A 24,725-nucleotide genomic window follows, 5' to 3' on the forward strand; every position below is an offset into this window, starting at 1 on the left:
TCTCTCCGTTCAAATCTTCATTGAATATTGCTGGTCAAACTCAGCAGCGGCAGCAGAATTGCGGCCATGATGATCGCCACCATCACCGTCATCACGATGGTCAGTGCCGGCACCAATGCAGCAAGCAAGCGATCAATCGCACGCTTGGATTCAAGTTCAAAGGTATCAGCGACTTTCAGCAGCATGGTGTCCAGCTGGCCGGCCTCTTCGCCGACCTGGACCATCTGCATGGCCAGCCGTGGAAACAGTTTTGACTGGCCCAGCGCCAGACTCAGGCCCGAGCCACCCTTGACCTGTTCGTGTGCCTGGATCAGCGCGGCATCAAGCGCGCGATTACTGGTGACCTGGCGCGCGATAGTCAGCGCACTCAGCAGCGGCACGCCGTTTTTCAACAGCGTGCCGAGCGTGCGGGCGATGCGCGCGGTTTCCACTTTCAGCAGCAGCGGACCGACCAGCCGCATGCTCAGCATTTTCGTATTCCAGGCCAGCCGTGCCTGCGGGTCACGCAATCGCGCGCGCCAGAAAAACACGCCGCCACCGATCAGCAGGATGATCAGCCACCACCACGCCTGCAGCGTGTTGCCCACCACCAGCACGGCCTGGGTGATCCACGGAATCGGTACCTGCATGTCGGCGAAGATCGGCACGAACTGCGGCACCACGTAAGCCAACAACAGCACCAGCGAACCGAGTACACCAACCATCAGGAACGCTGGGTAGATCAGCGCATTGATGATGCTGCCACGCATCGCCTGCGCGCGTTCCAGGTAATCGGCCAGGCGACGCAGCGTTTCTTCCAGCGAGCCGCCCGCTTCACCCGCGCGCACCAGACTGATGTAGAGCTTGGGAAACACGCCCAGCTCTTCATCCAGCGACTGCGACAGCGTGGTGCCGCCGCGCACCCGATCGCGCACGCGTTCGACCATCTTCTTGGCATGCTCGCCCTCGGGCAGATCGAGCAGGATGCTCAGCGCGCGATCGAGCGGCTGGCCGGCACCGAGCAGGGTCGCCAACTGATGAGTGAACTGCGCCAGCTGATCGCCGGTGAACGGGCCACGCTTGAACAGACCAGCCAGCCCGCTGCCACCGGCCGCGCCATCGGCGGGCTGCGCGGCCAGCAACGTATGACCCTGATCCTGCAGGCGACCGATCACGTCCTCGACGCTGGCCGCTTCCATCTGGCCTTGCAGCATCTCGCCGGCGTCGCTGACTGCCTTGTAGCTGAATTGCGCCACGTCAACCGTCCTGCGTAACGCGCATGACTTCTTCCAGCGTAGTGACGCCACTCACGGCCTTGGCGATGCCGTCCTCGTACATCGTGCGCATGCCTTCACTGCGCGCCTGACGTTCGATTTCGCCGGCATCGGCGCGCTGCATCACCAATCGGCGCAAGGGATCGCTCATGGTGAGAAATTCCATGATCGCGCGGCGGCCGCGGTATCCGGTTGGGTTGGCTGCGCTGCTGCCCGGCTTCCACAAACGAATCGGTCGCTCGTCGGTGTATTTTTCCAGCTCGAACTGCTCGATCACTTCGGGCAGCGCTTCGTAGGCAATCGCGGTTTCCGGGTCGAGCCGGCGCACCAGTCGCTGTGCCAGGATGCCGTTGATGGTCGAGCCGAGCAGGTAATCTTCAACACCCATATCGAGCAGTCGCGTGATGCCACCGGCGGCACTGTTGGTGTGCAGCGTGGAGAGCACCAGATGGCCGGTGAGCGCGGACTGGATCGCGATGCGGCAGGTTTCCAGATCGCGCATTTCGCCAATCATGATCACGTCCGGATCCTGACGCATGATCGAGCGCAGCGCGCCGGAGAAATCGAGCCCGATCTGCGGCTTCACCTGGATCTGGTTGATGCCTTCGAGCTGATACTCGACCGGATCCTCGACCGTGATGATCTTGACGTCATTGGTATTGATCTGCGACAGCGCGGTGTACAGCGTGGTGGTCTTGCCGGAACCCGTGGGACCGGTCACCAGCAGAATGCCGTGCGGACGATTGAGCACGTCGACGAAGCGCTGCTGAAAGCTGTCGGTGAAACCCAGCGAGGCGAAGTCGAACACCACCGACTCGCGATCGAGGATACGCATCACCACCGACTCGCCGAAACTGGTCGGCACGGTCGATACGCGCAAGTCCAGCTCCTTGCCCTGCACGCGCAACTGGATGCGGCCATCCTGCGGCAGGCGGCGCTCGGCGATATTCAGCCTCGCCATGATCTTGACGCGCGAAATCACCGCCGCGGTCGATGACGACGGCGGCGCCTCCACTTCATGCAGTACGCCGTCGATGCGATAGCGCACTTTCAGACGATTCTCGAACGGCTCGATATGCACGTCCGACGCACGCTGCTCGACCGCGCGCTGCAGGATAAGGTTGACCAGCCGAATGACCGGCGCTTCCGAGGCGAGATCGCGCAGATGCTCGACGTCGTCCTCTTCGGCGGCGCTACCGTCGAGGTTCTCCACGATGGTGCCCATCGCCGAACGACCGGTGCCGTAATAACGTTCGATCAGCCCGTCGATTTCCGAACGCAGGCCGACCCGCAGTGCGACCGGCCGACCAGCCGCCAGGGTCACCGCCTGCAGCGGATACGGATCGGCCGGATCAGAGACAATCAGGGCCAGCCCGTCTTTTTCATCCTGCACTGGCACCACGTGGTGCTGTTTCAGAAAGCGCAACGATATTTCCAGCTCCGCAGGCGGCAGCTCGGGCGCATCGCGCGCGGCCAGCAGTGGCACCTGCAGCAATTCGACCCAGGCCTCGGCCAGATCGCGCTCGGACACTAGTCCCAGCCGCGCCATCAGGGTGGTGAGCGTGCCTTCGGCCGACTCCTCGTGCAGACGGCGCGCGCGGCCCAGATCGCTGTCCTTCAAACGACCACGCGCAACCAGCCATGCACAGACTTCCGCTTCGCGATCGTCTGCCGCCATGCCGGCCCCGCTTGCCGCCGGCTTGATGACTGCCGACATGATTCCACCCCGCTCAATGCTTTTGAGAAGCCGTCAACGCTGGTTGTCGCGAACCACCCGCTTTGACGAAATGACCACCATAACTATCACAACTTGATTATCCCAGCGTGGCGGCTGCTGAATTTTGCCAACCATCGCTCGATCATCTTGCTGTTGTCGGAGATGATGTCGGCATCATGCCCCGGCACACATCACACCCGGAACCGCCCGCCATTGTGCCGTCTCCACCCGTTCAGCGGCGTCTTCACATCTTAGGAAAATTTCCTGCATCCATTTTTGTGTCATGGGTGTATGTGGGTCTGACCCGGCTACTGGCGGTTAGTTCGAACATCCCATCCGTATAACGTCAGCACCATGCGGGTAACGGTATTGGCACCTCCGACGCCACGTCGCAGGGCATCACCCTGGCTCGCTGCTGCAAGATATTCCGCTGCCGCGTCCGGGCGAGGGGTGCTGGAGGCGATCCCGGGCATGGTGGTGACCCACCAGCATCCCGGCGATGGCAAGGCAAACAATACTTCTTGCGCAGCTACAACCCCGACAATGACACCGATTTCGCCGCCATTGCCGCGGTGTGCCGGTCAATATGCCTACCAACGCGCGCGATCAGGGGTATTCCGACCTCAACGCCTGATACCCGAGCTGACGCAACAGATCGATTACCGCAAGTGCACCTGCGATTACGAAACCTTTCCTCTATCGTCGTTTCCACGTGCTGAGGCGACTTGCGACGCTATCGATGTCTGGGACAATGCCGCTTTACCTGTCGCGGCCCAACCATGCAGTTGCTCGATATTGGCGTCAATCTCGGTCACGAATCGTTTCAGCACGATCTCGATGAAGTGCTGCAGCGCGCGGCAAGGCACGGTGTGAGCCGGATGATCCTGACTGGCGCTTCGCGCGAAGGCAGCGTACATGCGCTGGCTTTGGCCGAAGCACATCCTGGCAAGCTGTTTGCCACGGCCGGCGTGCATCCGCATCATGCGATCGACTACGACGACGCGACGGATACCCAGCTGCGCGAGCTCGCGCACGATCCAGTCGTGCGCGCCATCGGCGAAACCGGACTGGACTACAACCGCAACTATTCGCCGCGCGAGGTGCAACTGCAGGTGTTCGAACGGCAGCTGCAAATTGCCGTCGACATGCAGAAACCACTGTTTCTGCATCAACGCGATGCGCACGAGGACTTTGTCTCGGTACTGCGGCGTTACCGCGACAGGGTACCGGCTGCCGTGGTGCACTGTTTTACCGATACCGGTGAGGCACTGCGCGACTATCTGGCGCTGGATTGCCATATCGGTATCACTGGCTGGATTTGCGACGAACGCCGCGGCACACATCTGCGCGCGCTGGTACGCGAGATTCCGGCCGACCGATTGATGATCGAAACCGATGCCCCGTATCTACTGCCCCGCACAGTGCGACCGCAGCCGAAGCATCGGCGCAATGAACCGATGTATCTGAAACATATCTGCGAGGAAATCGCGCGTGATCGCGGTGAGCCGGCTGAGATGACGGCAGCGAACAGCACGGCGACAGCCGAGGCGTTTTTCGGTTTGTCTTAGTCGAGCAGGCATCAAGGACCGTTACCGGATCGCCATGGCGCCGAACACGCTATGACAGCATGCGCGTCTCGCCCAACGCCAGACCATCCAGCGCGTAATCACCCACCCGTACACGGATCAATCGCAGCGTGGGGAACCCCACAGCAGCCGTCATACGCCGCACCTGCCGATTACGACCTTCGCGAATCGACAGACTGAGCCAACTGGTGGGTAGGTGCTTGCGAAAGCGCACCGGCGGATCGCGCGGCCATAGCCAGCCTGGCTCGTCGATGCGTTCCGCGGTGGCTGGCAGGCTGGGTCCGTCGTTCAACAACACGCCGTTCCGCAGGGCCGACAGCGCCGTATCGTCGATTTCGCCATCGACCTGCGCCACATAGGTTTTCGGCTGTTTATGGCGGGGATCGGTGAGCCGATGCGCCAGTGAGCCATCATCGGTCAGCAGCAGCAAACCCTCACTGTCCTGATCCAGCCGTCCGGCCGCATAGACGTCTTTTTGCCTGACGAAATCGGCCAGCGTGCGGCGGCCATTTTCATCGGTGAACTGGCACAGCACCCCGTAGGGTTTATTCAGTGCGATCAGCATGATGGCTTACCGCACACGACATTCCTCACCAACGCTGGCCTCAAGGTGTCGCGGTGGCCGGCGCCGGTTTGACGAAGCGCAAGGTCATCCGATCGGATTCGCCGATCGCCTGATACTTGGCCTTGTCGGTATCACCCAGCGCGAACGTGGGCGGCAAGGTCCAGACGCCTTTGGGATAATTTTTCGTGTCCTTCGGATTGGCGTTGATCTCGCTGCTGTCTTCGAGCGTGAAGCCGGCATCGGTCGCCATCTTCACCACATACTTGGTTGGCAGATAGCCGCTCTTTTTTACCGCATCCAGCATGGCGCTATCGTCGGCCCGATGGTCGACCACGCCAAGCACGCCGCCCGGCCGCAACACCGCATAAAACGCCTTGAACATGGCCGACGTGGTGTCGGCCCCATCTTTATTGGTGCTGGCCCAGTTGTGCACGTTGCGGAAAGTCAGCACCAGATCGGCAGAACCCGGCGCGCCGAACACCGGCGCCTTGGGGTCAAACTCGACTACCTTGGCTTTCCCGTAGTGCATGAGATCAGAGGCAAACTTGCGATGCAGGGCATCATCGTCCTTGCTTGCCTCGTCACCGCTGGCCGGCTTCTCCACGGCAGCGATGTAATGACCGTCGTCATGCAGCAACGGCGCCAGGATCTCGCTGTACCAGCCGCCACCGGGCGTGATTTCGATCACCGTCTGATCGGGGCGGATGCCGAAAAACTGCAAGGTCGCCTTGGGATGACGATAGACGTCGCGGGCGCGGTTGTTCGGCGAACGCCAGTCGCCGGCCAGTGCGCTGTCCAGCTGCTGACCGGTGAAATCGCTGGCGCTGGTGGGCGGCACCAGTGTGTCGGTCGGCTGATCCTGCGCCATCGAACTGGACGCTGTAGCCTGCGCTGCAGCCAACGTGGGCAAGCCGATGCATGCGGCAAGCAACCATGCTGCAAGCGTGCGTGAACGAATTATTTCCATGCTGCCAGCCCCTTACCTGTATTTCACTGTTGATCGACGTTGCATTGCATCTCACCAACGCTGCACGACCATAGCTTGTGCAAACACGTTGTTGCGTGAAGACATTCTACGTCAGCCACCGCAAGCCATCGCTGTCGCTCAATTTCGATACTTGGCGGCTTGCCGGCTTCCCACGCGACCACGGCTCGTGACTTCATGGATCATCTCCTGATGATGCGCCTGCAACGACCCGCGACGGTGAGGACCCCTGCCGCTTTGTGAAATCCCATCAATCAACCGCCGCGTCGTCACGCCGCAACGCCGGCATATGCCGGCAGTAATCCTCGGCTTCGGCCAGCAGCCACTCGCGGAACACCTGCAAGCCGCGATGCTCCTGCGAGCGAGGTGGATACACCAGCCAGTACGCATCTTCTACCGGCAGGTAGTGATCGCCGAGTACCTGCAAGCGCCCAGCGTCGATCAGCGATTTCGACGTCACCATCCGCCCCAGCGCCACGCCGAGGCCTTCCAGCGCCGCATGCCGCAGCGCATCGACCGTGTCGAAATGCGCCACATAGCGCTTCGGCGGTGTGCCACCGTATTGGGCAAACCAGTCGAGCCAGCGATTGGCCGGATGCGGATCGCCCAGCAATGGCCACTGCGAGAGATCGTTTGGATCGGCATCGCCCATCTGCGCCACCAGTTCTGGCGCAGCGACCGGTGCGACCCATTCGCCGAACAACCGCTCACTACGCACACCCGGCCAGTTGCCACGACCGAAACGCAAGCCGACATCGACCGGCTCGCGCTCGAAATTCACCAACGTGGAGCTCGACTGCAGGCTGAGTTCCAGATCCGGATGCACGGCGACCAGCCGCGGCAGTCGCGGCACCAGCCAGCTCGTGATGATGCCGGGACTGGCACTGAGCGTAAGCGCGTCGTGGCGGCGCTGGTGATAACGCAGCAACGCATGCTCGATACCATCGAAATGTTCGCCCACCGCCTCAAGCAGGCTGCAGCCATCGACGGTCAACGTCACGCCGCGCGGCCCGCGCTCGAACAGGCGCCGCTCCAGTCGCTCTTCCAGCTGGCGCATCTGATGACTGAGCGCACTCACGGTGAGATTCGCCTGCGCCGCGGCGCGCGACAGATTGCCCAGCCGGGCGACCAGCACGAACTGTTGCAGCAGGCCCAACGGCAGCTTTCCCATCTTAAATTTCTCTCAAGTCTAGCTTGCGAATATATCGCTTTTTGGCGATCTGTTATGTCGCTATGTTGAGCACACCAACACCCTCCACCCCTCCTTGAGGTGCCTCTGATGAGCTCGATATGGACTAATCTGTTGTTTCTCCATGGGCATGTCGTCCCCGCGAAACTGTTGTGGCGGTTGAACGATGGCGTCGATCCGCGCAAGACCAGCACCATGATCGAACCACCCAAAGCAGCACAGGTCACCACCGCGCCATCGTGCAAACCGCACGATGGCGCCAAACCGGCCTGTGCTTGATTCCCGCATGAAGTGCAACCACCTCGGATAGTAATGTGCCGCCGTTTGCACATAACGATCCCGCCCATCCGAGGTGTCCCATGCAACAGCGCCCACTTGGCAAATCATCACTTTCTATTGCGCCGCTCGCCTTCGGCGGAAACGTGTTCGGCTGGAGCGTTGACGAAAAGCGCTCGTTCGAGCTACTCGATGCCTTCGTCGATGCCGGCTTTAATCTGATCGATACAGCCGACGTCTATTCGGCATGGGTGCCGGGCAACCGTGGCGGCGAGTCGGAAACGATCATCGGCAAGTGGCTGAAGCAATCAGGCAAGCGCAACAAGGTGGTGATCGCCACCAAGGTGGGCAAGTGGACTGATCAGCCGGGTCTGTCACCGGTGAATATTACGCAGGCTGTGGATAGCTCGTTGAAGCGACTGCAGACCGACCACATCGATCTGTACCAGGCACACGAAGACGATGCCAGCACGCCTCTCGCGGAAACGCTGGGGGCATTCGCGCGATTGATCGAATCCGGCAAGGTGCGCGTGATCGGTGCATCCAACTACAACGCCGACCGCCTCGCCGAGGCTTTGAAGGTATCGCGCGAGTACAACCTGCCGCGCTACGAAAGCCTGCAGCCGGACTACAACCTGATTGATCGCGCGGGTTACGAAAAGGATCTCGAACCGCTGATCCGCAGCGAAAACATCGGCGTCATCAACTACTACTCGCTGGCCAGCGGCTTTCTCAGCGGCAAGTATCGCAGCGAGAGCGACCTGGCCAAGAGCAGCGTTCGCGGCGGTGCGGTGAAGAAGTATCTCAATCCGCGCGGCATGCAGATTCTGGCGGCACTGGATGAAGTGGCCTCAACGCACCATGCCAAACCGGCGCAGGTTGCCCTTGCATGGCTGATGGCGCGACCCGGCATCACCGCGCCGATTGCCAGTGCAACCAGCGTGGAACAGTTGCACGAGCTGGTCGGTGCCGCGGAGCTCAGCCTGAGTGACAACGAGATAGCGCGACTGAATTCCGCAAGTGAGTGAGCTTGTGGCAACGCTCTGCGGATAAAAGCGCAGGAAGTTCAGCGGGGCCGAGCGCCAGTGGTGCTCGCTGCCTTTGCCGGTAACGCGGTTGCAGCTGCCGACTCCGGCGTCGCATCGTTCAAGCCTTCCGGCAATGTCACCGTATAACCCTGCGCCTGCAATGGGGCCAGATAATCATGCTTGCCAAGCAGTCGTTCCATAGGCAGCTGGGCAAAGGTCACACGGTTGTTATCGAGTGCCTTGATGGCGGCCGCTACCCATGTCGATTCGATATTCGCTTCAATATCCGTCAAGCCCAACTCGTGTGAGATAGCCGACTGATTGACTGCCGCAAGGCAGACCTGCAACTGATTGCTGAGTGGCAACCGGCGCAACGCATCCAGATCGCCGGTGGCCCATGCGTTGGCGCGTGCGCGCATCAGCGCCACATCGCTATCGAGATGATCGAGCGTTTTGGCGAAGCAATCCCCATCCTCCAGCGGACCTTTCTTGAAATCCTTCACGACGGCTTTCGGTTGATCGACCACAACCGTGTAATTGATCGGGGTAGGTTTCAGATCGTGCTGCGTTGCCGCCTTCTTGATCAGCGGATCGATCATGTCGTCGGTCAGATCAGCCTGTTTGATCGCCGCGAGAAACAGCGCAAAGGCAGCGAAAATCGGTCGCTGTTTTTCGACACCGTTATCCCAGCCAAGATATTTCTTTTTCAGCACCAGCCAATGTGCGTACTGATCCGGCGGCACCACATCGACCAGATGCTTGCCATCGGGATTGTTGCGCACACCGATCAGGCTGGGCAGGATGCCGAGCGTGCCGAAAAAGCCCAACTTGGCATCCACCTTGATCTGCGGTTTATCCAGCACCTGCTGCGAATCGGCGATCGCTGCCTGCACGTCGCGCGCCTGCCAGACCATGCCTTTGGGTAACAGCTCCAGCGTACCCAACACCCACAGCACGTGATCACCCTTGCTGACTTTCCACAGACCGGGCCCCGGCTGCACGCCGCTGACGCTGATGCCTTGCAGCTCGGTAACCTGCCCCGGCGGCGGCGCTGCCGACGATGCGTGTGCGGGCGCATCGAAAGCCGCAGCCAGCGGAGCCGTGCCTGCAAGCAACAACAGAACGATCAATCGATGGGCGATGCGTCGATGGATGAACATCCGCGTACTTTCTCCCAATGCCTCTGGCTAACATTGCAAACGACGCATGCTCATTCGAAGTTATCGCAAACAGGCTCTTAGTGAACCACGCTCGCTGCCGGACCAGAGACTGACGTGCTTGGTGCAGATGTGTTCGCCGATGCCGGGCCGGCATCATCGCTATCGTCGGCATCCGGCGCCTCGACCTGATAACCCTCGGCCTTGAGCCTGGACAGATAGCCATCGGCCGACAGCAGCTCCTTGATCGGCAGCATCGCAAAGGTTTGCGCATTCTTTGCCAACGACGCACGGGCTGTGGTCAGCCAGCTGTCCTCCATTCGCGCAGGCACGTCGGACAAACCAAGCTTGCGCGCAAATTCCGCATCGGTAATCGCGCTGATACAGGTACCGCGACGGTCGCTGTCGGGCAGTTTGCGCAGCGCATCCAGATCCCCGGTAGCCCATGCATTGGCGCGCAAGGTCATCGTTGGTATGTCCTGCTCGATCGCATCCAGCGTGTGCCCAAAGCAGGCTACATCGTCCAGCCCGGATGCCTTGAACGCCTTGATCGCATCATGCGGGTGCTCGATCACCAGCGGGTAGTCGGTGGAGGTTTCCGGCACGTTGTACTTTTTGGCCAGCGCATCGATGTTCGACTGCACGCCACCGGATTTGCTCAACTGATTCGCCTTGATCGCTTTCTTGTACAGTTCCTGGGCGGCGAAGATCGGCTTCCACCGCTCAATGCCGCCATCTTTCCCAATGTACTTGGCCTTCAGCACCTCCCAACGCGCAAACATCGGCGCAGGAAGCACCTGCTGCAGGCTGGCGCCGTTGTCATTCTTGCGCGCGCTGTACGCCGACGGCAGCAGGAACAATTTGCCAAAGAAACTCACGTCCACTTTCAGCTTGACGTCGGGTAGCTGCAACACCTGCTGCGAGCCGGCGATAGCGGTTTCGACATCGGCTGACCGCCACTGCATCAGCTCCGGCAGCGGTGATATCACGCCGAGCAGCAGCATCGTATGACCGCCCTTGCTGACCTTCCAAAGCCCCGGACCGGGCTGCACGCCACTGACGGCCACGGCAGCCAGGTCGGTCACGCTGGAGGGTGATGCCGGAGCAGCAGGCGCTGTCTGCGCCGACAGGCTGAGGGACAGGGCAGACAGGCAAAGTGCCAATACAACGCGCATGATGGATTTCCCGAGTCGCTTGACCGTTTGGTCGCAGCTATTGACCGCAATTTTCGCTGAAGGTGCGCACATGCGCGAATAAAAGCATCCGGCGTTGATGATCCCTGTATGGACCCGTTTCACTGCGAGGCTTCTTCCCGCCCAGGCAGAGCGGGCTGATGGGCGAGGCGCGTTTCGGCGGGATACGGCGGCACATCGACGTAATCACCTGCGCGCAGGCGATCCTGCAGGCTGCGCCACCACGCCGGATCGAAAATCTCGCCGTGTGCTTCGATCAGCGCCGCACGCAACGGCGCGGATACGCCAAGAAAGTTGACGAAAAGCTCGGGAAACACGTCCTCCGGTGCGGCGTAGACGGAATCCTGCAGCGACTGCATCTCGTCGTCCTCGTGCTGCTTTGGTAACGCGCGGAAATGGCACTCGCCCAACATGCACAATTCGTCGTAGTCGTAGAACACCGCGCGCCCGTTGCGCGAGATACCGAAGTTTTTCAGCAGCAGATCGCCGGGAAAGATATTGCTGCCGGCCAAATCCTTGACCGCCTGGCCGTAGTCGCGCATCGCACGCGCCGCCTCGATCGGATCGACCTCGCGCACGTACAGATCCATCGGGCGCAGCCGATGCTCGACGTAGCAGTGCGCGATCACCAGTTCGTTGCCGTCCACGCGCACGCTTTCGGCGCATTCGTCCAGCAACTCCTGCAGCAGCTTTTCGTCGAACTGATGCAGCGAAAAACGCAGCTGGCCAAATTCCTGGGCGTCAATCAACCGACCCACGCGATCGTGATGAAACACCAGCCGGTATTTCTCCTCCACCTGCTTGCGCACCATGTCCTTGGGCCACGCGAAGCGGTCACGGATCAACTTGAATACCACCGGCAGATCACGCAGGGTGAACACTGCCATCACCATGCCACGCTTGCCGTCGGCATGGACCAGGCGCTCCTGCGGATGGATGGCCAGATGGCTGAATACGCGCCGGTAACGCTCGGTCTTGCCCTGTTTGGCCCGACCCAGCACGGCGTAAAGCTCTTCCAGCGGTTTGTGTGGCAGCAGCGCCCGCACAAAGGCAACGACCGCACCGACGTTGCCGATGTCAGCATGAAAATAACTGCGCGCATAGCCGAACAGGATCGAGATGTGCTCGCGCACAGTCAGCAGCGCATCCACCTGTACGCCATCGGCGGCATGCGTCAGCGCGATCACCAGCGGATGTCGCCGGTGTCCGACACGCAAGCGTCCGACCAGATACGCGCGGCGGTCGCGATAGAAAATCGCCTGCAGCAGATCGATCACTTCAACGGTCGGCAGACCTGCCGCGTGCAGTCGCGCCTCCAGCGTGCGTGCCAATGTTGCCGCACAGCCAGCGGGATCAGCGTAGGCAAACGCGGCATCCTTCAGCAGGCGTTCGCAGGCAGAAGGCAAGTCGCCTTGCACTTCGTAATGCCGATGTGGCGCCACATCGCTGCCTTCGGAGTCCGGCTCACGCTCCAGCGCCACGAATTCGATATCCGATGCCAGACCGCGGGTATGGAAGTGGCGGCGCGAAAGTGAGTTGAACCAGGTCTTGTAAAACTCGCGGTCGGGCAATCGGGCTATCTGTTTCTCGTAGGCATGGCGCATGGCGACCCAAAGCAGACGCGAGCGCACGCGGTCATCGAGCAGCCCATCAAGCCGTCCCTGGGTTTCACGGATGCAGATGTCGTACAGATCGATGCGCTGGCGTGCATCCAGACTGCTGCCATGCCAATCGCGCCGCTCGAAACGCCGACGCGCCCGACGCGTGATGTCGGCGAAACGGGCGTTGTAGTCCGCAAACGCATCGACCAGTAGCGCCGCCGCCGCATGCGCCTGCGGATCGGTATTTGAGCTTCCCTCACGATTTGCTTCCATGCCCGCAGTCTAACGGCTGCAACGCCATTCCTCCTGCCGCCTGCCCCGGTCAAACCTGCTTGCCGGACGGTCTCGCAAACAGCAGCGCATGCCCATCGTCTGAACGCCTAATTGCAACCGAATGCAGCGACTTGCACAGACGTCCCCCAAGGCCATACAGGACCGCGCAACGCAGTCAGAAATCAAATGTCGTGCTGAACATCGCCGTCCGCCCCAGCCCAACAGCCAGCTGACTGGAGCCCGCCGCACTCCAATAGCGCTTGTTGGCCAGGTTCTCGATATTGATTTGAAAATGTATCGAATGACTGTCCGCCTGCATCGTATAGCTTGCGCCTGTGCTGAACAGGGTATAGCCACCTATCCAGGTCTGGTCAGCGTTATTGATGGGGCGCGCGGCGGTATAGAACGCGCCGAGATTGAACGCCAATCCAGGCGCACCGACCAACGCGTATTCAGCGAAGACGCTGGCAGTCACTCGCGGCGTATTCTCAGGTGTCTTGCCGACGAGCGTCGGATCGGTTGCCTGCGTCTGACGGGCGTGCAACCACATCGCCGACGCACTCAACGACAACTGCGGCCCGAGATGGCCCTGCGCCGAGGCCTCAACGCCGCGATAACGCGACCAGCCATCCAGTCTGTACACGTTATCGCTGTCGAGATTGGCTGAAGGCTGACGAATATCGAAATAGGCGACCGACACCAGCGCATCGTTGTCGTAACGATGACGCAAGCCCAGTTCACTCTGTCGGCTCACCGCCGCCGGCAGCGATTGATAGGCGTTGGCAGCCGTGCCCGGCGCGCTGCCGGCGGACTCCAGCCCTTCGATATAACTGGCATAGATGCTGGTGCTGGTATCGAGCTTGTAGACCAGACTGGCCGAAGGTGTGTTTTTGCTGACGTCCGTACTCACCGAGCCCAACTGCGAACTCTCATACGTGGACCGCCGCAACCCGCCAGTGAATTCCCACTGCTGACCAATGGCCATGCGGTCGAACGCATAGGTACCGCTGTTCCATACCGTCTGCGCATAGAACACCTTCGGCGTGCCGGATGCCTTGATGCTGGTGACGTTGATCGGATCGTAGAGATTCTGCGTGGCGACGTAGTAATACGTGGTGAAGTCGGGTTGATACAGCTGGTTGCGCGACGCGCCGACCGTGACGTTGTGCGTGATCGGGCCGGTCTCGAGCACACCATTGATTTCCGCACGCAGATTGCGATTGCGATAGATCTGACCGTTCTGTTTGCTACCCTGCAACTGGCCGGTGCCCGTGTTCACGTTGTAGTTGCGAAAGATCCACAGCCAGCGATCACGGCGGGTGGTGGACTGACCTGCCGATACCATCCCGGCCCAGTTGTCGCTCAGCACATAATCGGCGCGCAGCAGATGCGTGTCGGCGCGCGACTTGGTCTGATAGCCCGATGGCGGCAACAGCTCGTCGGCCGCCGGCAGACGCGGCAAGGTGATCTTGCCATTGACCGCTGCCAGCGGCGTGATACCGGCCTGCTCGGGCAAATTCTGTTCGACATGTTCGTAGTCGTATTTAAGCAAGAGCCGCGAGTTGACCCGCCAGTCGGCGGCCAGGCTGACCATCCGTCGACCACCATCCACCTTGTTGATCGGCGTGTGCACATTCTGATCTGCCGCATTGACGCGCACACCGAACTGATTGTGCGTACCAAACCGGCGCGCCAGATCGAGGCTGAGCTTGGCCGAGCCGTTGCTGTCGTAGGAGGTACCCACCCGCGTCACCGGCGTATCACCGGCCCGTCGGGTCGTCATGTTGACGATGCCGCCCGGTACTGCATAACCGTAATACAGTGCGGCCGCACCCTTGAGTACCTCGAAGCTTTCCTTATCCTCCATTGGTATCGCGATGTTGTTGTCGAACGGCAATACACCGTTGAAGTAATAGCTCGCGCGGTTGTCCAGGCTGATGCCGCGGATCGACAAGTTGTCATACGACAGACCATTCAGCTGCTGGCGGCTGACGCCAGCCACGTTGCGTAACGCGTCATACATACCGGCAGCAGCTTGCGCATCGATCAAATCACGCGTCACCACATTCACCGTCGCCGGCACGTTGAGTATGTCCTGGCCCTGGTATGGACCGACATTCACCCGCTTGGGGGCAAAACCCTCACTGTGAGCGGCCACCGCCTTGACCGCTTCCAGATTGGTGGTTTTACGGGGATGCGTGGCTTCATCGGCGTCCGCTCGTGCCAGCGGCGGCAGCAGCGCGCAGAGCATCAGTAAACAGGTGGCTTGCGGTTGTCGCGATTTCGGATGCCTCATTGAGTGTTCTCCAGGTAACGAATAAAAAAGTAAAACACCATCGTCAGGCACACGCAGACCCCGCTGGGTCAAAACGGCGGGTAGCGAAAATCGTGGCGTGGCGTGGCGACAGGCGATGGCGTGATGACGCCATCGCGAAAAAGCTGGGCGGGATTCAGTAGACGTCTCGGCGATATCGTCCCGTGTCGATTAGTTGTTCGATAAGCTCATCGCCAAGCGCCAGGCGCAACGCGTGATCGACCGCCGGAGCCATGCCTTGCAGGCTGCCACATACCAGGATAGTTGCGCCGTCCTTGATCCATTCGGTGAGTTGATCCGCGTGAACGGCAAGCAGCGTTTGCACGTAACCGCCATCGCTTTCACGCGAATAAATCTGGTCCAGGCGAGCCAGGCTTCCCGCGGAAAGATAGCCGTCCAATTCTTGCTGGTGAAAGCGGTCATGCGTCCGGCTGCGCTCGCCAAACAGCAACCAGCTGGCAGCGGCGTGCAGTGCGTGGCGATGACGCAGATGCACCAGCAGACCGGCGAGTCCGGTGCCGTTGCCAATCAAGATCAGCGGCGCGGTCAAGGCCGGCGGCCGGAAGCCAGGATTGGGCCGGATGCGCAGTGCAATCTCGCCATCCGCGGCCAGGTGGCGCGTCAACCAACCCGACGCCACGCCGTACTCACCGTCATCACGCACAGCCTGACGTACCAGCAACTCAATCCGACCTGAGCCCGCGAGCGAGGCCACCGAATACTCTCGTGGGCGCAGTGGAACCAACGCATCCAGCGCAGCTGCCGATGTCAATGCCAATGGCCACACCAGTGGCAAGTCACTCGTCGCCAGTCGTTCGGCCAACACCTCCACCTCCACTTCGACTGCATCCACGTCCGGCATCCGCGCCAGGCATGCGGCAACGCGCTGCGACGACTGGCGCGGCAAGATCTCGACGATATCGCCCGGCTCCCAGCTGAGCGGCTCAGCGGACGTCATCGCGGCTGGCGATGGCTCGAACGCAAGATGGAAGGCCACGGCACCTGGCCCACCCTCGTTGAGTGCGCGGCGCTCGCACAAACGCCAGCTATCGAAACGCGCCGCGCTCAGGTCGGCGGCATGTCGACTGGCACCGAGATCGCCAATCATTTCAGCCCAGCGATGGCGCGCTTGCACATCGTCACCATCCCATTCGACCCGCTCGAACAGACGACGGCCGCCGCGCTCATGCAGCCAGCCATCGAGTTGACGGCCAAACTCACAGAAATCGGGATACTCGCGATCACCCAGGGCCAGCACCGCATATTCCAGATGCCCCAACGGGATAGCCTGCTGCATGATGCGGCGGACAAACGCCCGTGCTTCATCCGGCGGCTCGCCATCGCCGTAGGTGCTGGCAACAAACAATGCACGCGGCGCGGCGCTCAACTCGTCTGGCCCCACATTCGCCAATGGCAGCACATTCACGGGCTGTCCCGTGGCTTCAAAGGCGATCGCGGTTTGCCGCGCCAGCTGCTGGGCACGCCCGGTCTGGCTGGCATAAGCGATCAGCCATGCATCGGCCGGCACCTCGATAGCGGCCAGGGGCTGCATCTGCGCCAAGGCTTTCTTGCGCCGACGGCGACCCAGGTAAAGCAAGATACCGGTGATCGCAAACAACGGCATGGTAAGACTGGTCAGCGCCATGATCACACGGCCCGGCCATCCAAAAAAGCTGCCTTGATGCAGATCGAGCACACCGCCGACAAGTACTTTGCCGAGCGCACGATCGGCGTAGCGATCGACTTTCAATACCTGCCCATCGGTAGCTACCTGGATCTCGTCCGCCATCCGTTCGAAGCGGGCATGCGGGAGCTGCGCACGAAAACGCACCGGGCCACGACCCTCGGGCAAAGTGACTATGACCTCGCTGAAACGGCCGCCGCTTGCCTGCAGAAAGCCCTTCCACGCTGCATCTAACGGTGGCATCGACACCGCGACCCGATCCGCTCGCGGTGTGCGCGGTGCGCGTGGCTGCCCCGCCTGCAAGGACTGCCCCGTCAACGCATAAGTCACGCCGCGGCGATACCAATCGTACGACCACCATAATCCGGTGAATCCGCTAAGCAGATAGAACATCAGCACCCAGCCGCCAATCACGGCATGCAGGGTTCGGTAGAGGTTGCGTCCGGTGCGACGCAAGTCCAGCACCAGCCACGCACGCCAGTTGAGCGGTTGCCGCGGCCAGCGCAGATAAAGCCCCGATAGCGCAAAGTAGATCAGCGACAGCGTGCTGATACCAGTGATCGTACGACCGACGCCATTCGCGTATCCCGGCAAAGCCAGAAAGCGGTGAATCTGCCGCACCGTGGCGAAAAAATCCTGACCATTCGGCCGCCCCAGCAAAAGGCCGCGATACGGATCGATATAGCTGCTCTCGCCGCGCCGCTGCCCCGCTGAAGCCGGATCAAAGCTGACCTGCGCTGCATGCAGCGGTTCGCTCGACAACGTCAGGCTGACCACTTTGCGCCCCGGGCGTTGCGCCATGGCGCGGGCGATCAAGGCATCTGGCGACAACGGCGCAGCAGCAGGAAAGGGGGCCGCCACGCTGACGATGCCAGGGCTGAGCGCAGCCATGATCTCGTCTTCGAAACTCATCGTCGCGCCGGTGACGCCGATCACCGCCAGTACCAATCCGGCTGTGATGCCGAGAAACCAATGCAGCTGAAATAACACCCAACGCATCATGGTGCCGCACTGCATCCCTGGGCATCGTGTAATGACCAATCAATGGCAGCGTCAAACAGCGCCAAGCCAGCGGGATTGAGTTGACCAAAGGTATCGTTGTCCAGTGGCAGGAATACCCGTCGGGCCGGTGCGATGAAGTCGTAGTCCATCGTGGCACCGCGCTCATAGCCGAAGATGGCCGCCTTCTCTGGCTGCCCCGGCAAGGTCGCCACAATCACCGCACCGAGGCCGGGCTTGCCCCAGCCCATCGATTGATCGCGGTCGTACATTGTGATCATCCCCGACGGCTGGTGGGCGGACAGCGGGTGGGGCGCGTTGACCGACCACAGGTAGTGCTCTTTCGCCACCTCGCCAAAGTCCTGCCCTTTGTAGCGCCCGGTAAACCGCAGGTCGTCCAGCAGGTCGTTCTCCCACGTCAGCAAGGGCACGCGAACATCGCGAAAACCTGGCAGAAAGTCGCGCGAACGGATCGATGAAGAGATCACCACCAGGCTGAAATGGCATGCGTCAGCCAGTGCATGGCCATAATCCCTGGGTTGATCGACCACGCTGATTTGCAATCCGCGTGCCTGCAAATGCGCCACGACCAGCGCGTCGGCCGAACCATGCGGCACATCGGCGCGTCCGATGAAGAGGATGTGGGCGGGCACCGCCGCCACGGCTAGCGGCGCAACAGCAGCGACCATCAGGCCAAAAATCAAACGAAACACAGCAGAGATTGGCATCGAAATTCCTTGAAACTCCGCGCCGACACTCGTGCCAAATCGAAGCGCCGCGAATATTAAGTGGTATTGCAAATGATAATGATTAGCATCTCCAAGTCAATTGTTTTCGCGCGCACCAGCCCTGTTCGCCGAAGCGCACCTCGATCTTCGCGATAGGCAAGCGCTACAGGGAGTGGTCGTTGCTGCAACGAGTACCGTGTCGACGGAACGACATCGGGTGGACGACGCCAACGGACCAATCAGGCAAGCGACCTTGGCGACAAGTTGTCAGCCTGGCGGCAAACACGCTCGCCGGCATGGTCGGCCTGTTGTCACTGGTGCCATCGAGCTGGCAACTTTTCCATTTGCCGGTCCAACAGGCGCGATCGACACAGCCGGGAATGGATAGCCTGCGGTCGTCCGTGCTGCATTTCATGCCACCACGAACGCGCGACAGAGGCGGCGATCCAAACACAATAAAGGGCGCCGCGGCGCCCTTTATTGTGTAGACATCTGGAAGAACGACTTACATCGCCGCGATCAGCGCGTCACCAAACTCGGAGCACTTCACTTCCTTGGCGCCATCCATCATGCGGGCAAAGTCGTAGGTCACTGTCTTGGCGGCGATCACCTTGTCCATCGCCTCGATGATCTTGTCGGCGGCCTCGTTCCAGCCGAGGTGACGCAGCAGCAGCTCACCGGACAGGATCACCGAACCTGGGTTGACCTTGTCCTGGCCGGCATACTTCGGTGCCGTGCCGTGAGTGGCCTCGAACACCGCATGGCCGGTGATGTAGTTGATGTTGCCGCCAGGCGCGATGCCGATGCCGCCGACTTCAGCGGCCAGCGCGTCGGAGATGTAGTCACCGTTCAAGTTGAGCGTGGCGACCACGTCGTACTCCGCAGCGCGAGTCATGATCTGCTGCAGGAACGCATCGGCGATCACGTCCTTGACCACGATCTCCTTGCCGGTATTCGGGTTCTTGAAGCTCATCCACGGGCCGCCGTCCAACTCGACCGCGCCGAACTCGTTCTTGGCCAGGGCGTAGCCCCAGTCGCGGAACGCGCCTTCGGTGTACTTCATGATGTTGCCCTTGTGCACCAGGGTCACCGACCTGCGGTCGTTGTCGATGGCGTACTTGAACGCGGCGCGCACCAGGCGCTCGGTACCTTCCTTCGAAACCGGCTTGATGCCGATGCCGGACGTTTCCGGGAAACGGATCTTCTTGAAGCGGTCGGGGAAGTTGTCCTGCAGCAGTTTGATGAATTTCTTCGCGTCGTCGGTGCCTTCCTGGAATTCGATGCCGGCGTAGATGTCTTCGCAGTTCTCGCGGAAGATCACCATGTCTACGTCTTCCGGCTTTTTCACCGGCGATGGCACGCCCTTGAACCAGCGCACCGGGCGCAGGCAGGTGTAAAGGTCCAGTTGCTGGCGCAGTGCCACGTTGAGCGAGCGGATGCCGCCACCGACCGGCGTGGTCAGCGGCCCCTTGATCGAGACGAGGTAGTCGCGGCAGGCCTCGACGGTTTCCTCCGGCAGCCAGCTGCCGGTTTCGTTGAATGCCTTCTCGCCCGCCAGGATTTCCATCCAGTGGATCTTGCGCTGGCCGCCGTAGGCCTTGGCCACAGCGGCATCAAGCACGCGCACGGAAGCCTTCCAGATGTCTGGACCGATACCATCGCCTTCGATGAAGGGCACGATCGGCTGGTTCGGCACGTGCAGCTTGCCGTCGGTAATGGTGATCTTGCTGCCACCGGTCGGCGGCGTGGGCTTGCTGTCAGACATGGAAATCTCCGGCTGGTAAATCAGGACCTGCAAAAATGTCAGGGCGGACATGGCGCCGTCCCGGGCAAACACAAGACGCCCATTTTCGCCCGAATAGACCTCGCTGACCATGCCGGATATACGTAGCGACGTTTTGAGGCACTACGCGATGGTACGCGTACGCAAACGCTAGACGCTCAACTTGAGTTGGGCTGCGCGACCCGGTGATTCGTCCAACTAACGCCACCGCCACTTGGCCCAAATAAAAAGAGCGCGGATAACCGCGCTCTTTTTATTTTCGAGTACTGATTGGCTAACCTATATCGCTTACTTAGCAATCAGCCTCTGAATACCGCTTGGGCAAATTAATGCCCAGCGGTCGAAGCGCTCGCCGGCGCTGCAGCGGTGCTGGCCGGAGCAGCGGCGGTGCTGGCCGGTGCCATGGCTGCAGTGGAAGCCGGTGCCGCAGCCGCGGTGGAAGCCGGAGTCGGCGTTGCTGCCGGTGCAGCGGTAGCAGCTGCCGGCGGGGTCGAGTCAGCCGGTGCCGAAGCGGAATCATCGCTCTTGCCGCAGGCGCTCAGGGACAGGACGGCGGCCAGCGAGGCAGCGCAGATCAGGGTGCGGGTCATCTTCATACAAACATCTCCAGATTTAGGGTTGGAAGGAAATTTTTACATCTGACCGGGTTTGATCCGATCGGGGTCCATAAGCTGATCACGACGGGCATCAAAAACGGCTTCCATGCATCGGCGCTGCCGTAAAACTGCCAGGCAACCACGTACAGGCTATCACTTGCCACCGCTGTTGTAGAAGATGGCCTGCTCCGGGGTCAATCGTCTACGTAAACCTTCAGAACAAAAACGGAATGGAATATCCAGGGATCGAGTTGCAACTGCAACCAATGGATATCGTCAAACCGGTTTCATAGCTCCTCGCTCCCTATAACCGGCGTCCGAGCGTGACCAGTCATAACCCGTTGTTGGTTAACCATTTGTGAGCATCGATGAACGGAACTAATGGCGCCATCCGCCGACGTCAGCTGATACGCGGACGACATTCTCCCTCGACCTCAGCCCCTGACACTCACGAGGCGCCTTGACCGGGCGCGCTCACGCCGCCGCACCCGCCAGCTTTTCCAGTGCGCAGCGAGACAGGAGAAAATCACATATAGCGCCGGCGTGCTGAGCAAGGTCAGGCTCTGTGAAATCAGCAGGCCGCCGATCATCGCGATACCCAGCGGACGACGCAGCTCGGAACCTTCGCCCAGGCCAATGGCGATCGGCAGTGCAGCGAGAATCGCCACCATCGTCGTCATCATGATCGGACGGAAGCGCACCAGGCAGGCCTCGCGCACGGCTTCCAGAGGCGGCTTGTGGTGCTCGCGCTCAGCCACCAGGGCGAAGTCGATCATCATGATCGCGTTTTTCTTGACGATACCGATCAACAGCACCAGTGCGATCTGCGCGATCACCGACAACTCAGTGTCAGTGATCCACAGCGCCAGCAGCGCTCCAGCACCGGCCGCGGGCAACGTCGAGAGAATGGTCACCGGGTGAATCAGGCTCTCGTAAAGCATGCCCAGCACGATATAGACCGTGATGATCGCCGCCGCGACCAGCCACAGCATGCCGCTCTGCGACTGCTGGAAGCGACGGAAATCGCTACCGATGTTGAGCTTCATGTCGCCGGGCATACGCATGTTGCTGGCAGTCGCCTGGATGATCTGCAGCGCCTCGCCCTGGCTGATGCCCGGCGCGAGATTGAAGCTCAGATCCATCGTGGTCTGCTGGTTCTCGTGGGTGACCTGGGTTGGCGCCAGACCCGCCTGCTGATGCGCAAATGCGGTCAGCGGAATCATCTGGCCACTGGTCGACTTCACATAGGTCTTGTCCAGCGAGGCCGGTGATGCGGTCTGATTCGGCAACGCATTGATCACCACCTTGTACTGGTTGAGATCGGAGTAGATCGTCGACACCTGGCGCTGGCCGAAGGCATCATACAAGGCTCCATCGATCGTACCCATCGACAGGCCCAGCCGCGAGGCCTTGTCGCGGTCGACGATGATGTCCTGCTCCAGCCCGGCGTCATCGACGTCACTGCCAACGTCCTTGAGTTTGGGATTCTTCCGCAGTTCGGTCACCAGTTTCGGCAGCCAAGTCTGCAGCTCGGTCAGGTCATCGCCCTGCAATGACACCTGATACTGCGCACCCTGATTGCTGCCCCCGCCACCAAAGCTGGGCAAATCCTGGATCGGGCGCAAGCGCACGTTGAGGTCGGGATAGCGCGCGGCTTTGGCGCTCAGCCGCGCCAGTGCTGCGAAGGTGTCGTCCTTGCGACCCTCGGCGCGGGTCTTCAACTGGATGTCGAACAGGCCACTGGCACCCTGCCGACTGCTACCCAGCCGCGAACCGACGGTGGCCACATCGCGATCCCTCAGCAGCATGTCGATCAGGCGCTGCTGGCGATTGACCGAATCCTGAAACGATACGGTCGCGCCGGAGGAAGCTCGACCACGAATCAGCCCAGTGTCCTGGGGCGGAAACAAGCTGGCCTGGACCTGGGTGAACAGGAACAGGGTCACGCCCACCAGAATCAGCGGCGTCAGCGCCAGCATCAGCGCATGGCGCAGCGAAAAATCCAATGCGCGGGTGTAGACCGCGAGCATCTTGTCCTGCATGGACTCCAGCGCAAGATTCAGCCGCGAGGGCTTTTCCGGTTCGCTGTGACCTTTCAGGAACAGGCCACACAACGACGGCGTCAACGTCAGCGACACCAGCGCCGAGATCACGATCGCCGCCACCAGCGTCATCGTGAACTCCTTGAAGAACATGCCAGTGATGCCGCCCATGAACAGCAGTGGGATGAACACCGCCACCAGCGAACCGGTGATCGACACGATGGTGAAGCCGATCTCGCGCGCGCCGGCCAGCGCGGCTTCCATGCGCGTCATACCCTGATCGATATGCCGCACGACGTTTTCGATCACCACGATCGCATCATCGACCACAAATCCGATCGCGACCACCAGCGCCAGCAGGGTGAGGTTGTTGAGCGTGTAGCCGAGGATGTACATCACCATGGCCGCGCCGGCCAGCGACAGCGGCACGGCGAGCGCGGCGATCATCGTTGGCGCAAGACGGCGCAGAAACATCGCCATCACCAACACCACCATGGCGAGGCTGATCAACAGCGTGGCCTGCACCTCGTGCAGCGACGCACGTATGGTCGGTGTGCCGTCGAAATAGGGCGTCAGCGTGGTGCCCGGTTGCAGGAAACCTCGCAACTCGGGAATTGCCGCTTTGACGCGATCCACCGTGCCGATGATGTTGGCGTCGGACTGCTTGTAGACGTACATCAGCACCGCTGGCTTGCCCTGGAACCAGGCCGCCTGATACGCGTCCTGCTGGCCATCGTAAACCTTGGCCACGTCGGACAGACGCACCGCCACGCCATTCTGGTTGGAAATGACCAGGCTGGAAAAATCGTCAGCGACGTGCAAGGCGTCGTTGGCCGTTACCGCCATGGTGGTCTGGCCGTCCGACAGGAAACCCTGCGGCGAGGTGACGTTGGCGGCAGTCAGCGAATTGCGCAGATCGTCGGGCGACAATCCCATGGCATTCAGTGCACGCAGGTTGACATCGACGCGCACGGCCGGCGTCGATGCACCAGCGATATCCACCGAAGCCACGCCTTCCAGCTGGCGCAATCGCTGCGCCAGCAGCGAATCGGCCACGTCATACAGGTCACGCGAAGACTGCGTATCCGAAGTCAGCGCGAAGGCAATGATCGGATCGTCGTTGGGATTGGCCTTCTCGTAACTGGGTGGACTGTTGAGGCCAGAGGGAAGATCGGACTGCGCCGCGTTGATCGCCGCCTGCACGTCACGCGCGGCAGCGTCGAGATTGCGGCCGCCATCGAAGATCATGAACACCTGGGTGCTGCCCAGCGAACTGGAGGAGCGCAGCGTATCGACGCCAGTCACCTGACCTAGATGGCGCTCCAGCGGTGCGGCGACGGTGGACGCCATGGTGCCTGCACTGGCGCCGGCCTGGCTGGCCTGCACAAAGATTACCGGCACCTGGATATCCGGCAGTGCAGCCACGCCGAGCAACGCGTAGCAGATCACCCCGACCACAAACACGCCGATGGCCAAGAGTGAGGTGCCGATCGGACGACGGATGAACGGTCCGGAGATATTCATGCCGCGAAATGATGCGCAACGGCGACGTGCGGGAGGTGAAGGCTCATGCAGCCATCAACGTCCGCAGGCTGAAAAGGTTGAGTCTGGAAAACAGTTCGCACAAAATTTTTTAACTCGAAAGTGGGATGAAAATGCGCCGTGAAACGTGCTCATGACCCAGCGTGCCAGCGCACCGCCATCAAGTCGAAAGGGGCGAACGGCTCGCGCCGCGCCCCTTTCGCTTCGTGCCGTC

At 61.0% G+C, this 24,725-nt stretch carries 17 protein-coding genes; 3 read left to right on the forward strand and 14 right to left on the reverse strand.

Features of this window, described 5'->3' with window-relative positions; genetic code table 11:
* Positions 1-17: 17 nt before the first annotated feature.
* On the reverse strand, positions 18-1,235 hold the full coding sequence (gene gspF, locus HDE79_RS14595; protein WP_184602717.1) for a type II secretion system inner membrane protein GspF: 1,218 nt from the start codon (positions 1,233-1,235) through the stop codon (positions 18-20).
* 1 nt (position 1,236) lies between these two features.
* Complete coding sequence (gene gspE, locus HDE79_RS14600; protein ID WP_184602719.1) at positions 1,237-2,970, reverse strand: type II secretion system ATPase GspE; 1,734 nt, start codon at positions 2,968-2,970, stop codon at positions 1,237-1,239.
* Positions 2,971-3,749: 779 nt separating this feature from the next.
* Between gspE and HDE79_RS14605 the strand changes: the two genes are divergently transcribed.
* Positions 3,750-4,538 carry a TatD family hydrolase gene (locus HDE79_RS14605; protein ID WP_184602720.1) on the forward strand — a complete coding sequence of 263 codons (789 nt, stop codon included), beginning with the start codon at positions 3,750-3,752 and terminating at the stop codon, positions 4,536-4,538.
* A 49-nt stretch (positions 4,539-4,587) separates the two neighbouring features.
* Here the strand turns inward: HDE79_RS14605 and HDE79_RS14610 are convergent, their stop codons facing one another.
* The 3 genes from HDE79_RS14610 to HDE79_RS14620 all read right to left on the reverse strand — a co-directional run bounded on the left by HDE79_RS14610 (position 4,588) and on the right by HDE79_RS14620 (position 7,277).
* Positions 4,588-5,121: an rRNA large subunit pseudouridine synthase E gene (locus tag HDE79_RS14610; protein WP_184602722.1), complete on the reverse strand. Its 534-nt coding sequence runs from the start codon at positions 5,119-5,121 to the stop codon at positions 4,588-4,590.
* Positions 5,122-5,161: 40 nt separating this feature from the next.
* On the reverse strand, positions 5,162-6,088 hold the full coding sequence (locus HDE79_RS14615) for a class I SAM-dependent methyltransferase (protein WP_184602724.1): 927 nt from the start codon (positions 6,086-6,088) through the stop codon (positions 5,162-5,164).
* Positions 6,089-6,356: 268 nt separating this feature from the next.
* The gene (locus tag HDE79_RS14620; protein ID WP_184602725.1) at positions 6,357-7,277 is read right to left on the reverse strand and encodes a LysR substrate-binding domain-containing protein; all 921 of its coding nucleotides are present in this window, start codon (positions 7,275-7,277) and stop codon (positions 6,357-6,359) included.
* A gap of 108 nt (positions 7,278-7,385) precedes the next feature.
* Here HDE79_RS14620 and HDE79_RS14625 point away from each other — a divergent pair, with 108 nt between their 5' ends.
* A complete protein-coding gene (locus HDE79_RS14625; protein ID WP_184602727.1) occupies positions 7,386-7,574 on the forward strand; it encodes a hypothetical protein in 189 nt (62 codons plus the stop codon).
* An 80-nt stretch (positions 7,575-7,654) separates the two neighbouring features.
* On the forward strand, positions 7,655-8,599 hold the full coding sequence (locus tag HDE79_RS14630) for an aldo/keto reductase (RefSeq protein ID WP_184602729.1): 945 nt from the start codon (positions 7,655-7,657) through the stop codon (positions 8,597-8,599).
* A gap of 38 nt (positions 8,600-8,637) precedes the next feature.
* Here HDE79_RS14630 and HDE79_RS14635 read toward each other — a convergent pair whose 3' ends face one another.
* The 9 genes from HDE79_RS14635 to HDE79_RS14675 all read right to left on the reverse strand — a co-directional run bounded on the left by HDE79_RS14635 (position 8,638) and on the right by HDE79_RS14675 (position 24,493).
* Complete coding sequence (locus HDE79_RS14635) at positions 8,638-9,759, reverse strand: TraB/GumN family protein (RefSeq protein WP_184602731.1); 1,122 nt, start codon at positions 9,757-9,759, stop codon at positions 8,638-8,640.
* Positions 9,760-9,836: 77 nt separating this feature from the next.
* A complete protein-coding gene (locus HDE79_RS14640; protein ID WP_184602732.1) occupies positions 9,837-10,931 on the reverse strand; it encodes a TraB/GumN family protein in 1,095 nt (364 codons plus the stop codon).
* A gap of 119 nt (positions 10,932-11,050) precedes the next feature.
* Positions 11,051-12,823: a bifunctional isocitrate dehydrogenase kinase/phosphatase gene (gene aceK / locus HDE79_RS14645; RefSeq protein ID WP_184602734.1), complete on the reverse strand. Its 1,773-nt coding sequence runs from the start codon at positions 12,821-12,823 to the stop codon at positions 11,051-11,053.
* Positions 12,824-12,998: 175 nt separating this feature from the next.
* Entirely contained in the window at positions 12,999-15,119 is a 2,121-nt protein-coding gene (locus HDE79_RS14650) for a TonB-dependent siderophore receptor (protein WP_184602736.1), read from the reverse strand.
* A 154-nt stretch (positions 15,120-15,273) separates the two neighbouring features.
* A complete protein-coding gene (locus tag HDE79_RS14655; RefSeq protein WP_221440177.1) occupies positions 15,274-17,820 on the reverse strand; it encodes a sulfite reductase flavoprotein subunit alpha in 2,547 nt (848 codons plus the stop codon).
* Positions 17,820-18,548, reverse strand: a complete 729-nt coding sequence (locus tag HDE79_RS14660; RefSeq protein WP_184602740.1) for a hypothetical protein — start codon at positions 18,546-18,548, stop codon at positions 17,820-17,822. Before HDE79_RS14660 ends, HDE79_RS14655 begins: the two co-directional genes overlap by 1 nt.
* A 505-nt stretch (positions 18,549-19,053) precedes the next feature.
* Positions 19,054-20,313 carry an NADP-dependent isocitrate dehydrogenase gene (gene icd, locus HDE79_RS14665; RefSeq protein ID WP_184602742.1) on the reverse strand — a complete coding sequence of 420 codons (1,260 nt, stop codon included), beginning with the start codon at positions 20,311-20,313 and terminating at the stop codon, positions 19,054-19,056.
* 344 nt (positions 20,314-20,657) lie between these two features.
* Positions 20,658-20,927: a hypothetical protein gene (locus tag HDE79_RS14670; protein WP_184602744.1), complete on the reverse strand. Its 270-nt coding sequence runs from the start codon at positions 20,925-20,927 to the stop codon at positions 20,658-20,660.
* 434 nt (positions 20,928-21,361) lie between these two features.
* Entirely contained in the window at positions 21,362-24,493 is a 3,132-nt protein-coding gene (locus HDE79_RS14675) for an efflux RND transporter permease subunit (protein ID WP_184602746.1), read from the reverse strand.
* Positions 24,494-24,725: the final 232 nt, after the last annotated feature.

The organism is Rhodanobacter sp. MP1X3 (assembly GCF_014207165.1).
Classification (GTDB): Bacteria; Pseudomonadota; Gammaproteobacteria; order Xanthomonadales; family Rhodanobacteraceae; genus Rhodanobacter.

Coding starts and splice junctions, on each gene's coding strand:
- gspE (WP_184602719.1), bottom strand. CDS start 2,970: ATGTCGGCAGTCATCAAGCCGGCGGCAAGCGGGGCCGGCATGGCGGCA.
- HDE79_RS14605 (WP_184602720.1), top strand. CDS start 3,750: ATGCAGTTGCTCGATATTGGCGTCAATCTCGGTCACGAATCGTTTCAG.
- HDE79_RS14610 (WP_184602722.1), bottom strand. CDS start 5,121: ATGCTGATCGCACTGAATAAACCCTACGGGGTGCTGTGCCAGTTCACC.
- HDE79_RS14615 (WP_184602724.1), bottom strand. CDS start 6,088: ATGGAAATAATTCGTTCACGCACGCTTGCAGCATGGTTGCTTGCCGCA.
- HDE79_RS14620 (WP_184602725.1), bottom strand. CDS start 7,277: ATGGGAAAGCTGCCGTTGGGCCTGCTGCAACAGTTCGTGCTGGTCGCC.
- HDE79_RS14625 (WP_184602727.1), top strand. CDS start 7,386: ATGAGCTCGATATGGACTAATCTGTTGTTTCTCCATGGGCATGTCGTC.
- HDE79_RS14630 (WP_184602729.1), top strand. CDS start 7,655: ATGCAACAGCGCCCACTTGGCAAATCATCACTTTCTATTGCGCCGCTC.
- HDE79_RS14635 (WP_184602731.1), bottom strand. CDS start 9,759: ATGTTCATCCATCGACGCATCGCCCATCGATTGATCGTTCTGTTGTTG.
- HDE79_RS14640 (WP_184602732.1), bottom strand. CDS start 10,931: ATGCGCGTTGTATTGGCACTTTGCCTGTCTGCCCTGTCCCTCAGCCTG.
- aceK (WP_184602734.1), bottom strand. CDS start 12,823: ATGGAAGCAAATCGTGAGGGAAGCTCAAATACCGATCCGCAGGCGCAT.
- HDE79_RS14650 (WP_184602736.1), bottom strand. CDS start 15,119: ATGAGGCATCCGAAATCGCGACAACCGCAAGCCACCTGTTTACTGATG.
- HDE79_RS14655 (WP_221440177.1), bottom strand. CDS start 17,820: ATGCGTTGGGTGTTATTTCAGCTGCATTGGTTTCTCGGCATCACAGCC.
- HDE79_RS14660 (WP_184602740.1), bottom strand. CDS start 18,548: ATGCCAATCTCTGCTGTGTTTCGTTTGATTTTTGGCCTGATGGTCGCT.
- icd (WP_184602742.1), bottom strand. CDS start 20,313: ATGTCTGACAGCAAGCCCACGCCGCCGACCGGTGGCAGCAAGATCACC.
- HDE79_RS14670 (WP_184602744.1), bottom strand. CDS start 20,927: ATGAAGATGACCCGCACCCTGATCTGCGCTGCCTCGCTGGCCGCCGTC.
- HDE79_RS14675 (WP_184602746.1), bottom strand. CDS start 24,493: ATGAATATCTCCGGACCGTTCATCCGTCGTCCGATCGGCACCTCACTC.